Below are 11272 nucleotides of genomic sequence, written 5' to 3'. Positions count from 1 at the left end.
AACCTTAAGATCGCATAGGATCTTAAGGTTTTTTTCATAAATGGAACGAATTATTGATACAATAATAGTAAAAGGATGGACAACATATGATTACGTTTGAAAAAGTAAATGTAGAAAATGAAAACGTTGTTAAAGAAATGTTTCGCTCACATAGTTTAAGTGAGAATCAGGTACAGTATTGTGTGAAAGTTGATGATACATATATTGGTGTGATAGATTATCGTGTTCAAGAGGAGAGTGCGGTTTTATCTCAGTTAATTATTCATTTTGATTATCAAAGTTACGGTTATGGGACAAATACGTATTTTACATTTGAAGCGATGATGAAAGAAAGAAATGTGAAAGAGATAAAGGTATTACAAACGGAATTAACAGAACAAGCAAAATCGTTCATAGAGAGCTTTGGTTTTAATGAGGAAGATGGAATATATGTGAAGAAAATATAACGATGAGTAGTCGTGCGGGATAAATATAAGGCAGGTGGATGTATGACGATGACTTCTGGTCTTGTATTAATTGGAGGGTGTTTTATAGTAGCAGAGCTAAGCCATATGTTCATTCGAAAAAGAATGAATAAGAAGAGAAAGCCGTATGAATTGCAATATGCCCCTGTGTTTTTCCTTTTATTTTGTATGCTTATTACATTACAAAACATAACGAACTTTCCACCGCTTTTAAATATTTTTTTAAAGTTCGGTTTACTGTATAGTAGCACTGGAATAGCCCTTTTATTTCTTTTATTTTGCATACGTTATATTCACTATCAATCGTATATATTTATTTTAAATTGGTTAAAGCAAAATGATAGAAACCGCCTTACATAAGGCGGTTTTTTATTTGTAATTGTAATGGCTTTGAAAGTTATATGTATACTGCTTTATTTAATAGTAGTTCCATATAACCCAAAATACGAACTGCGATGGGTGCGATCTGAAATGAAAGATAAGTAATGGGATACAAGATATAGATGTTTTTGTATATAAAGCTCAAAATTTCATTAAAATTTATAAAAATGATTAGATGATTTAACATAGTATCTATTATTAGTATGTGGTACTATATATTCTTAATCTATAACGTAAGTAGGTGTATAAATTTGACATGTAAATCAACTAGTTTAACTTAAGTGCTGACAAATAGCAGAAAGAAATTTTTTTGGAGGTATCGTTTTTGTATGTTTAATATTGATCTTTTATTTCTTGAATGGATGACCAGTCTGGAGGGAAGTGTGCTTACAATACTTTTTAAACTTATATCCAGTATTGCAAATGAAACGTTGTATTTAGTCATTATTTCGATTTTATATTGGTGCGTTTCTAAAAGAAAAGCGTTTCATATGATTGTTATGCTTTGCTTCTCTGGTTATATGGGGATAGTGGTAAAAGAATTCATGAAAATCCCACGACCGTATACATACGACGGAATTCAAGCTTTATATGAAAAATCAGCCGCTGGTTATTCTTTTCCAAGTACACACGTCCAGTTAGCGACAACATTTTGGGGCTCTTTTATGATGTTATGTAAAAAGAGAATCATTTGGATCATTGGAATTATTTTTATAATATTGGTTGCTACTTCTCGTCTATATTTACGTGTACATTGGCTCAGTGATATAATAGGTGCCGTTTTAATTAGTGTCATAGTTGTTTATTTATATACGAAAGTAACAGGGGAATTGAGTGATAGGAAATTTATATTGTTACAACGAATTGTATTGGCAGTTTCACTCATTATGTATTTTATGACTGACCAAATAGATAATTTAAAATTACTTGGAGTTTTGACAGGTTCAACGATTGGTATCATGTTAGAGAATCATTTTATTAAAATGAATGAAAATAATAATTTTAAAATACAAGCAGTAAAAACAGTTTTAGGTCTTAGTTTCATGTTAATGATGCAGCTCATACTAAAAAAAGTAATACCTGATATGTATTATGTACGTTATGCATTGATTGGAATTACAATTACTTTCTTATGTCCGTTTATGCTTCACATGTTACGGTTAAAAAGTGAATAGCAAATAAGTACAAAAATATTTTGAATAAAAATGAGATCTAAATTATATATACTGAAAAAGTTTTCTGATATATCTATTGACAATGTATAAGATATACATTAGTCTTGTGAATATAATTGAAAATCATTTTCAACTGGGAGGATTTATGACACGCACTAAAAATATTCTTATACTTTGCATTATGTTATTAATGGTCATAATCGCAGGGTGCGGTAAAGAAGAAGAGAAGAAAGATAAAGATACATCAGTAAAGGCAAAAGATTCATATAGTATAAAACATGCAATGGGCGAAACGACAGTAAATGGTACGCCAAAAAGAGTTGTTGTTTTAACAAATGAGGGTGCTGAGGCACTTTTAAGTGTTGGAGTAACGCCAGTTGGAACGACAAAACCACGAGCTGGGGATGAATGGTATCCTCATTTAGCGAAAGAGTTAAAAGATACGAAAGTAGTAGGAACTGAACGTGACATTAATTTAGAGGCAGTAATGAAGCTTCAGCCGGATTTAATTATTGGAAATAAAATGCGTCACGAAAAAATATACGAGCAGTTAAAAGAAATCGCACCAACAGTATATGCTGAAACATTGCGCGGTGATTGGAAAGAAAACTTTACGCTTTATACAAAAGCTGTAAATAAAGAAAAAGAAGGGCAAAATGCTCTTAATGATTATAAAAAGCGTATTGCAGCAATAAAAGAACAATTAGGTGATAAAATTAACTCTAAAGTTTCAATTATTCGCTTCGTCCCAGGTGATGTTCGTATTTATCAAAAAAATTCATTCTCAGGCGTTGTATTAAATGATATTGGATTTAAACGACCACCACTACAAGATAAAGATGAATTTGCGATAAAAGGAATTACAAAAGAACAAATTCCAAATATGGACGGGGACTACTTATTCTATTTCACATCTGATAAAGATGCGGATAAGAATAATGAAGGAAACACGTTAGCGAAAGAATGGACAGAAGATCCGCTCTTTAAGCAGTTACAGGCTTCTAAAGATAATAAAGTATTCGAAGTAGATGAAGTGATTTGGAATACAGCAGGTGGTATTGTAGCTGCAAACCTTATGTTAGATGATATTGAAAAATATTTTTTAAAGTAAATGAATGGTCTAGTACATCACTTTAAATGGGTGATGTACTTTTTTATTTATGAAAATACAGAAAATTCCTTCTTTTGAGTGTGGATAAGTTGTACAATTAAACCAATTATGGAATAAAGGAGTGGGAATGAATGAAAGCTACTCATAAAGATTGGATTTTGTTTAACGGAAGAATTGTAAATACGAAGGAAGAACAGCCGATGATTCCATTAGAGGAGAGAGGCTTTCAATTTGGTGATGGTATATACGAGGTATTCAGATTATATGATGGGAAGCCACATTTATTAGATCTACATTTGGAACGATTCTTTAATTCTATGGAAAAAATAAAACTAATTCCACCTTTTACTAAGGAGGAGTTAGTGGAAGAGTTGCATCAAATGATTGAAAAAAATCAATTTCAAGAAGATGGGAATGTATATTTGCAAATATCAAGAGGTGCTCAAGCACGTAATCATGTATATGAGTCAAATATGCAACCAACATATTTTGCAAATATTGTTTCGTTTCCAAGACCAATTGCTGCTATGGAACGAGGAATAAAAGTTACTGTAGAAGAGGATATACGGTGGAAGTTCTGTCATATAAAATCTTTAAATCTGCTACCTAATATTATGATTAAAAATAAAATAAATGAACAAGGCTATCAAGAAGCGATATTAGTACGAGATGGAATTGTAACTGAAGGGTGTCATTCAAATTTCTTTATGGTGAAGAATAATAAATTGATTACACATCGGGCTGACAATTTCATTCTACACGGCATTACACGTCACTTCGTTATTACATTAGCGGAAGAGTTACATATTGAAGTAGAAGAACGAGAATTTTCACTACAAGAAGTATATGAGGCTGAGGAGTGCTTCTTTACAGCGACACCACTTGAAATATTCCCAGTCGTTCAAATAGGTGATGAACAGTTTGGAACCGGCGAAAGAGGACCAATTACAAAGAAACTCCAAGTTGCATATGAAGAAAGTATTCGTTTGTTTAAAGTTACGAACTAATATTGAAGAAAAAAGCTGGTATTCCTCCAGCTTTTTTTCATGATATAATTCAAGCATAGGACAAGATTTGAAAACGCTGTAAAAAGGGGATTTAATGTATGAATTATGAAGATTTTAAAGAAGTAATTCACGGTAGACGAAGTGTTAGGAAGTTCACAGAACAAGAAGTATCCACTAGTGATATAAAAGAAATTATTGATTGTGCTCGTTATGCACCGAGTGATACAAACTCACAAACTTGGGAGTTCTTGGTCATTATGAACCGAGAGAAAATTAAAGAAATTGAACAAATGACATGGGATGCATTACATAAACTTGCGGCAAAAGCGGCAGAAAACGGAGAAGAGAAAGCAGGGAAATTACTTACACGTTCTTTCGGACCATATGCAACAGCTTTCTCGGAGGCGCCAGTATTAATCGTATGTTTGGCAACACCATATGAATCAAAGTTTCGTGAAAAGATATTTGATCCAATTGCTTTTGTTCCAGATTCAGTTTGGGAAGAAGAAGGAATTAAGAGTAGCTGTTTAGCGGCACAAAATTTAATGCTGGCTGCACATGCAAAGGGGCTTGGTACTTGCCCGATGACAGGACCGGTATTGTTAGCTCAAGATGAACTACGACAATATTTACAAGTTGAGCCTGAAAAACAAATAAATATGGTTATTTCACTCGGTTTTCCGAAAGATAAGCCGAAGAAACTTCCAAGAAAAGAAGTAGATGAGATTACAACATTTGTTTTTTAAAGCCTAAAATAAAAAGACATTGAATGAACAATGTCTTTTTATTTTGGACAGGTATGTAATTAATTTGTTGGGCTAAAATGATAGATAAGAGGGAATTACTATTTATTTCATAAAAAAAATTAATGTTCTATTAAGGAAAATATGATACATTAATCGTGGGCAAGATTCTATTTGTTCATGAAAGTTTTAAAATTAGTTTTAAAATTTAAAAGTTATTTTTGTATAATAAATTATAATGAAATGACAGGGGGGATGAATTTTGAAAAAATTCATAATCACTGGATTGTCTGTATTGTTACTAGTTGGTTGCGGTACTCCACAGGAAAAAGAGGGCACACAATCAAAGCAGGAAGAAAAAGTTGTAAACGCAAGTAATGAGAATATAGTTGTATTTCCTGAAGGAGCGGTGCCAGTCGGAGAAGGAAAAGTGAAAGTTATTACTCCAGATGGCACCTCTGAAAATGGCAATATACCGGCTGTGTTCATCAAAAAGGATACTTTAATTCAGCAAGTTGAATTAGAGCTTTCTAATTTTCAAAACGATAAAGAAACATTTATATTTGTAGATCAAGTATATGCAGATAAACATCAAGTCACTAGTACAACACAGACAACAGTACAATTAAAAGAAAAGGCGCTTGAGACAGGTAATCATACGGTTACTGCAGTTCAGTATGAAAACAATGACCCGAAAGGAAAGGTTATTAGTTTTAATCAAGCAACATTTGAAACAAAACCTGCGTCTTAAGAAGAATAAAAAGTACATTACTCAAAAAGTAGTGTACTTTTTTATTTATACTAGAGGATGTCATAGTAAATCACTTGTTTCTACTATGACAGAGAAAGAGGCTGAAGATGTGAATCGGTGTATTCGTATCGTCTTTATTCGTATAACGATGTCATTAATTTGGTTTATGATACAAGAAGTAATTCAAATTACGCTCAATGAACAAATTCATGATTTGTTAATAGGAGCTATTTGTTTTACCATTGTTTATCTATCATATGATAAACTCAGATTAAGGTAAGTTTTACATGAAAAATGTAGGTATTTCATTTGAAATGTCGAATAGTACATACGATGTCGTAATAACAAATTTTCTATTGTTTACTGTGAAACAGAAGAAGGGGAGATAGTAGTTATGAAACGAGCGCTTATTAATATTGATTATACATATGATTTTGTAGCTGAAAAAGGTGCTTTAACCTGCGGGAAACCAGGACAAGAAATTGAGAAGGAAATTGTCCATATAACGAAGCAATATATTGAAAATGGAGATTATGTTGTCTTTGCGATCGATAAACACGAAGAAAACGATGTATATCATCCAGAATCAAAGTTATTCCCGCCTCATAATATAGCTGGTACAAATGGAAGTGATTTGTTTGGTGAATTACAAGATGTGTACGAAACATATAAAAATGCAGAGAATGTATATTATATGGATAAAACACGATATAGTGCATTTGCAGGAACAAACTTAGAGATGAAGTTAAGAGAAAGAGGAATAGAAGAAGTTCATCTTGTAGGTGTTTGTACTGATATTTGTGTTCTTCACACAGCAGTAGACGCTTATAATAAAGGATTTAAAATTGTAGTTTATGAAAAGGCAGTTGCATCTTTTAATGCGCAAGGACATGAATTTGCACTTGGACATTTTAAGTCATGCTTACATGCAGAAGTGAAGTGAAAAAAAGAGGCCTTTAAAAAGGTCTCTTTTTTCGTTTAAATTGTGACGACGTTTTGCTCGATTAGTTTTTTTATGAATGGACTAATTTTTTCTGGTAATCCATTTAAATTAAAAAATTGTACATGCAATGATTCAAACCCATCAGCTTTTAACGTACCACTTGTAATATTTTTGCAAAGGTATGCGATTGTTATAGGGTAAAATTCATCTCCGTTCGGTAATTTCACAAAAAATTCTTTTCCGGAAAATACATGTATTAACTGTAAAGTTCCTATTTCAATCCCTGTTTCTTCAAGAACTTCACGTCTTCCGGCTTCTTCTGTTGATTCACCAAGTTCAACAAATCCACCGGGAACACCCCAAACACCATTTCGCCTTTGTTGTAGTAATATTCGTCCTTGTTCATTGAAAACAGCTACAGCAACGCCAGCTAGATTGAGTGGTCTTGATCCAATAACTTCTCTTAGTTCTTCGATATAGCCCATTGTTAGTTAACCTCCGCGAGTCAAAATATTTTCAAATGAACAATTCGGCGTTGTGTTAATATTCCCCTTTTTGTTTAGGTAAGTATTGAGGTCTTAACATAAAGTCATTTATAAAAAATTCTATTGTTATCTCCCTTTAGATAATAAAAAAGGGTATATTTATAGAAGAAAGTGTAACAAGTTTTAAGGAAATCAAAAAGTATGACAATAAATTAGTTTTTCATGAAATTTTCATTAGTTAAGGGTGTGGATGGATGAGTTTATTAACGTATACTGAAGAATTTTTTAATTATGTAAGAGAGTTTTTACTTTTAAGATTTTTACTATTTGCTTTAGTACTAATCATTATCTCTTTTGTAATTAACCGCATTATTGATTGGTTTTTTAGGAAATCAAGCTTTTTTGATGAAGAGGTAGAGCAAACGATTCAAAGTGTGATTCGATCTATTTTTAGATATATCATTATCATCAGTCTAATCATATATTTAATTAGCCAATTTGTAGATATAAAAAGTATCATTGCAGGTGCAGGGATAGCGGGAGTTGTTATTGGTTTTGCTGCACAACAGATGTTAAAAGATGTTATATTAGGCTTTGCGAGATTAGCGGACAAAGAGTTTCGTGTTGGCGATTTTGTTACTTTTAACGGAACAAATTCAGGAACGATTGAGGAAATTAGTATTCGTTTTATGCAAATTCGTGAATGGTCGGGAAAACTTCTTACGATACCACACGGAGAGATTAGGACGATACAAAATTTTAATAAAGGATGGATGCGCGTAATTGAACGGATTACGGTAAGTTATCAGGAAGATCCTACAAGAGTTAAGGAATTGTTAGAAGAAGTTTGTGTTAATTGTAATGAAAAATTGGCTTCGAGTCTTTATAAAGTAGAGGATGAAGCTGTTGAACCGTTTAAATATGTTGGTGTCACAGATTTAAACCCGAATCTTAAATATGTTGGATATGAATTTTGTATTACAGGTTTAATAAAGCCAGAAGATTATTTTGAAACTTCTAGACAAGTAAGGTTTGAATTAATGTCTATGTTCCATAAGAATCAAGTGCAAATGCCAGCAGCAAATATGGTCGTTACTACTGAAAGTTTACAGCATAACCATGGTGGACAATCTTTATCGGACAGCTAAAGAAGAACAAGAACAGTTTATTAACAAAATTCTGTTTTTAATATTGGATAGAAACACAATAATAAAATGATTAATTTAAAGAAAGAACTGAAGGAATTCGGTTCTTTCTTTATTTGTAGAATTTAGAAATTTCTTAATGTTATAATGGTAGTTGGTGATGAAAATGAACTTTGAAGAAAAAGAGATGCATCGTTTAGAAGCATTAAAAGCAATTGCTGAATTATTAAATGAAGCAACAGACTTACAGGACATGTTAGAAAAAGTGTTACATACATTGTTACAAGTTATGAATTTACAAACAGGGTGGATATTCTTTATCGATGAAAGTGGAAAGCACCGTATGCTTGTAGATGAAAACTTACCACCGGCTCTTACATGGAAAGAGAAGAAGCCGATGTGTGAAGGAGATTGCTGGTGTGTAGAGCGTTTTGTGAATGGGAGATTAGAAAAAGCAACAAATATTATTGAATGTAAGCGGATAGAGGATGCGATTGAATGTAATTGGGGAGAGACCGAAGATGTTACGCATCATGCGACAATTCCCCTTAGGTCTGGATCGGAGAAGTTTGGTCTATTAAATGTGGCTTCACCTCAAAAAACACATTTTTCAGAGGAAGAATTAGCATTACTAGAATCAATTACATTTCAAATAGGAACGACAATACAACGTATTCAGTTAGTAGAGAAAGAACGTAAATACGTAGTGGTAGCTGAAAGAAATCGACTTGCACGTGATTTACATGATTCAGTAAAACAATTGTTATTTTCTATTATGCTAACAGCAAAAGGTACTTTAAATATGACGCAAGATAGAGACTTGCAAGAGATGTTGAGCTATATTGGAGAATTATCACAGGAAGCATTACAAGAAATGACACTTTTAATTTGGCAATTAAGACCGGAAGGATTAGAGAAAGGTTTAGCAGAAGCAATTAAAAATTACGGAAAGTTGTTAGGGATCCACGTGGAAGTTCGAATTGATGGTATGGTTTCAATTGGAGATGAAATAGAAGAAGTTTTATGGCGTATTAGTCAAGAAGCAATACATAATTGTAAAAAACATGCTTCATGTGAAAAGGTAAATGTTCTTTTAAAAATAGAAAATAACCAGTTGTATTTTTACATAGAGGATAACGGAATAGGATTTATACAAGATCACGTAAGAGAGTCAGCGCTCGGTTTAAAAAGTATGAAGGAACGTATTCAGTTAATGAGGGGATCATTTCAAATAAAAACTGAGCTGAAAAAGGGTACGAAAATTGAAATTCAATTGCCGGTTTAAAGGGGAGAAGAAGATTGAAGATTAAATTACTACTAGTTGAAGATCATCATATCGTTCGAAGAGGACTTGTATTCTTTTTAAAAACGAGAGAAGAATTTGAAATAGTTGGGGAAGCAGAAAATGGTGAAGAGGCATTAATATTCATTCAAACGGAAAGACCAGATATAGTATTAATGGATCTATCAATGCCGAAGATGGATGGTATAGAAGCAACAAAACGGATAAAACAATATGATGAAACAATAAAGATACTTATATTAAGCAGTTTTTCAGAGCAAGATTATGTTTTACCAGCACTGGAAGCTGGAGCAGATGGTTATCAATTAAAAGAAGTACAACCAGAGCAACTTGTTGCTTCTATCATTGCAGTACATGAAGGAAATGCGAATTTTCATCCGAAAGTAACACCAGCACTATTCGGACAATCAGCAGTCAAGAAAGAAAAAGAGAACCCTTTTTCCATGTTAACGAAAAGAGAGCAAGAAGTACTTCGTGAAATTGCGAAAGGGCGAAGTAATAAAGAAATTGCAGCAGAGCTTCATATTACAGAACAGACTGTGAAAACACACGTTTCAAATGTTTTAGCTAAATTGGAAGTAGATGATCGTACGCAAGCTGCATTATATGCGGTGAAGCACGGGGGAAATAATAAGTATGAATAATTATGTACCATATTACGACAGAATACATAGGAGTATTTAAAATTTATCATGCTATTTGCGGGCTTATAATTAGTGGTAGATGTACAATACTCTCACTGATTAAAGTTTCAATTTATAGTAGTGCTAAATAAAGGTTTTTCTTCTTTCTATAATTAGGTACAATAAAACTACGATGGAAGGGGAAGATATGCTATGCCAGGTACAAGAAGTGGGATTGGAAAAATTCAAGCTTCGTTAAACGGTTTATCACCGAAATTGCGAAGTATTGCCGAACATATATTGAAACATCCACAAGATGTTGTACATAAATCTATTACAGAATTAGCTGAAGTTACGAATAGTTCTGAAGCTACGATATTCCGCTTATGTAAGCACCTCGGTTTTCAAGGGTTTCAAGATTTAAAGATTACATTAGCTCGTGAAATTGTACATACTCCTATGCAAAATATTCATGAAGAAGTATCGGCAGAAGATAGTATGGTAACAGTTGCTAAAAAAGTTTTTCATTCGCATATTACAGGACTGCAAGATACATTGCATTTGTTAAATGATACAGCGCTAGAGCAAGCCGTAAAGGTATTGCAAGATGCAAGTCGTATTGAGTTTTATGGAAATGGTGGTTCTGGTATTATTGCGATGGATGCATATCATAAATTTATGAGAACGGGTATTTCTTGTATTGCTCATACAGATTCACATTTTCAAATTATGGGTGCGGGTTTACTTACTAAAGAAGCAGTGGTAATTGCAATTTCTCATTCTGGTAGCAATAAAGGGTTACTAGAAGCGTTAGAAGTAGCAAAAGCAAGGGGAGCTCACATTATTGCAATTACGAGCTATCAGAAATCAGCATTAAGTCAACTTGCTGGTATTACTTTGTATACCTCAACACGTGAGACAGAATTCCGTACAGAAGCAAGTTCATCAAGATTAGCACAGTTAAGTTTGTTAGATACATTATACGTTGGGTTATCGTTACAACGCCAAGAAGAAACGTTGCAAAATTTACAAAGTATACGTGAAACAATTTCGATGAAACGAATATAAAAAGTCCTTCAGTTGAAGGGCTTTTTATATTCGTCAATAGTTTGATGATATATAATCTAGGTTTACTCGTTAT

14 protein-coding genes are annotated in these 11272 nt (G+C 32.8%); 13 read left to right on the top strand and 1 reads right to left on the bottom strand.

Annotated elements, in window-relative coordinates:
- Positions 1–86 precede the first annotated feature (86 nt).
- The 9 genes from AC3WTA_RS04140 (at position 87) to AC3WTA_RS04100 (ending at position 6575) form a co-directional block, all read left to right on the top strand.
- Positions 87–446 (top strand): GNAT family N-acetyltransferase, encoded by a 360-nt coding sequence (locus AC3WTA_RS04140; RefSeq protein ID WP_000627500.1) that lies wholly within the window; start codon positions 87–89, stop codon positions 444–446.
- Between the two features lie 48 nt (positions 447–494).
- Positions 495–824 carry a hypothetical protein gene (locus AC3WTA_RS04135; RefSeq protein ID WP_000200467.1) on the top strand — a complete coding sequence of 110 codons (330 nt, stop codon included), beginning with the start codon at positions 495–497 and terminating at the stop codon, positions 822–824.
- Between the two features lie 350 nt (positions 825–1174).
- Positions 1175–2020 (top strand): phosphatase PAP2 family protein, encoded by an 846-nt coding sequence (locus AC3WTA_RS04130; protein ID WP_000481800.1) that lies wholly within the window; start codon positions 1175–1177, stop codon positions 2018–2020.
- 145 nt (positions 2021–2165) lie between these two features.
- On the top strand, positions 2166–3131 hold the full coding sequence (locus AC3WTA_RS04125; protein ID WP_000198714.1) for an ABC transporter substrate-binding protein: 966 nt from the start codon (positions 2166–2168) through the stop codon (positions 3129–3131).
- 131 nt (positions 3132–3262) lie between these two features.
- The gene (gene dat / locus AC3WTA_RS04120; protein ID WP_000648370.1) at positions 3263–4138 is read left to right on the top strand and encodes a D-amino-acid transaminase; all 876 of its coding nucleotides are present in this window, start codon (positions 3263–3265) and stop codon (positions 4136–4138) included.
- A gap of 98 nt (positions 4139–4236) precedes the next feature.
- Positions 4237–4884 carry a nitroreductase family protein gene (locus AC3WTA_RS04115; RefSeq protein WP_001105302.1) on the top strand — a complete coding sequence of 216 codons (648 nt, stop codon included), beginning with the start codon at positions 4237–4239 and terminating at the stop codon, positions 4882–4884.
- A 259-nt stretch (positions 4885–5143) separates the two neighbouring features.
- The gene (locus AC3WTA_RS04110; protein WP_000713502.1) at positions 5144–5632 is read left to right on the top strand and encodes a putative periplasmic lipoprotein; all 489 of its coding nucleotides are present in this window, start codon (positions 5144–5146) and stop codon (positions 5630–5632) included.
- A gap of 85 nt (positions 5633–5717) precedes the next feature.
- Positions 5718–5912 carry a hypothetical protein gene (locus AC3WTA_RS04105; RefSeq protein ID WP_078183176.1) on the top strand — a complete coding sequence of 65 codons (195 nt, stop codon included), beginning with the start codon at positions 5718–5720 and terminating at the stop codon, positions 5910–5912.
- Between the two features lie 114 nt (positions 5913–6026).
- On the top strand, positions 6027–6575 hold the full coding sequence (locus AC3WTA_RS04100) for a cysteine hydrolase family protein (protein WP_000816760.1): 549 nt from the start codon (positions 6027–6029) through the stop codon (positions 6573–6575).
- A gap of 35 nt (positions 6576–6610) precedes the next feature.
- Here the strand turns inward: AC3WTA_RS04100 and AC3WTA_RS04095 are convergent, their stop codons facing one another.
- On the bottom strand, positions 6611–7060 hold the full coding sequence (locus AC3WTA_RS04095) for an NUDIX hydrolase (protein ID WP_000540502.1): 450 nt from the start codon (positions 7058–7060) through the stop codon (positions 6611–6613).
- A gap of 254 nt (positions 7061–7314) precedes the next feature.
- Here AC3WTA_RS04095 and AC3WTA_RS04090 point away from each other — a divergent pair, with 254 nt between their 5' ends.
- From AC3WTA_RS04090 to AC3WTA_RS04075, 4 genes are all read left to right on the top strand, one after another.
- Positions 7315–8208 carry a mechanosensitive ion channel family protein gene (locus AC3WTA_RS04090; protein WP_000055440.1) on the top strand — a complete coding sequence of 298 codons (894 nt, stop codon included), beginning with the start codon at positions 7315–7317 and terminating at the stop codon, positions 8206–8208.
- Positions 8209–8371: 163 nt separating this feature from the next.
- The gene (locus AC3WTA_RS04085) at positions 8372–9490 is read left to right on the top strand and encodes a GAF domain-containing sensor histidine kinase (RefSeq protein ID WP_001008443.1); all 1119 of its coding nucleotides are present in this window, start codon (positions 8372–8374) and stop codon (positions 9488–9490) included.
- Between the two features lie 14 nt (positions 9491–9504).
- A complete protein-coding gene (locus AC3WTA_RS04080) occupies positions 9505–10152 on the top strand; it encodes a response regulator (protein WP_000694649.1) in 648 nt (215 codons plus the stop codon).
- 192 nt (positions 10153–10344) lie between these two features.
- Positions 10345–11199 (top strand): MurR/RpiR family transcriptional regulator, encoded by an 855-nt coding sequence (locus tag AC3WTA_RS04075; RefSeq protein ID WP_001119634.1) that lies wholly within the window; start codon positions 10345–10347, stop codon positions 11197–11199.
- The last annotated feature ends 73 nt before the right edge of the window (positions 11200–11272 follow it).

This window comes from Bacillus sp. EB106-07-01-XG149 (assembly GCF_058791555.1).
Note: the sequence above shows the minus strand (reverse complement) of the source record. Positions and strands in the feature narration are given on the sequence as shown.

Bases quoted from the DNA above. Each gene is read 5' to 3' on its own strand.
- AC3WTA_RS04140 (WP_000627500.1), top strand. From the start codon at position 87: ATGATTACGTTTGAAAAAGTAAATGTAGAAAATGAAAACGTTGTTAAA.
- AC3WTA_RS04135 (WP_000200467.1), top strand. From the start codon at position 495: ATGACTTCTGGTCTTGTATTAATTGGAGGGTGTTTTATAGTAGCAGAG.
- AC3WTA_RS04130 (WP_000481800.1), top strand. From the start codon at position 1,175: ATGTTTAATATTGATCTTTTATTTCTTGAATGGATGACCAGTCTGGAG.
- AC3WTA_RS04125 (WP_000198714.1), top strand. From the start codon at position 2,166: ATGACACGCACTAAAAATATTCTTATACTTTGCATTATGTTATTAATG.
- dat (WP_000648370.1), top strand. From the start codon at position 3,263: ATGAAAGCTACTCATAAAGATTGGATTTTGTTTAACGGAAGAATTGTA.
- AC3WTA_RS04115 (WP_001105302.1), top strand. From the start codon at position 4,237: ATGAATTATGAAGATTTTAAAGAAGTAATTCACGGTAGACGAAGTGTT.
- AC3WTA_RS04105 (WP_078183176.1), top strand. From the start codon at position 5,718: ATGACAGAGAAAGAGGCTGAAGATGTGAATCGGTGTATTCGTATCGTC.
- AC3WTA_RS04100 (WP_000816760.1), top strand. From the start codon at position 6,027: ATGAAACGAGCGCTTATTAATATTGATTATACATATGATTTTGTAGCT.
- AC3WTA_RS04095 (WP_000540502.1), bottom strand. From the start codon at position 7,060: ATGGGCTATATCGAAGAACTAAGAGAAGTTATTGGATCAAGACCACTC.
- AC3WTA_RS04090 (WP_000055440.1), top strand. From the start codon at position 7,315: ATGAGTTTATTAACGTATACTGAAGAATTTTTTAATTATGTAAGAGAG.
- AC3WTA_RS04085 (WP_001008443.1), top strand. From the start codon at position 8,372: ATGAACTTTGAAGAAAAAGAGATGCATCGTTTAGAAGCATTAAAAGCA.
- AC3WTA_RS04075 (WP_001119634.1), top strand. From the start codon at position 10,345: ATGCCAGGTACAAGAAGTGGGATTGGAAAAATTCAAGCTTCGTTAAAC.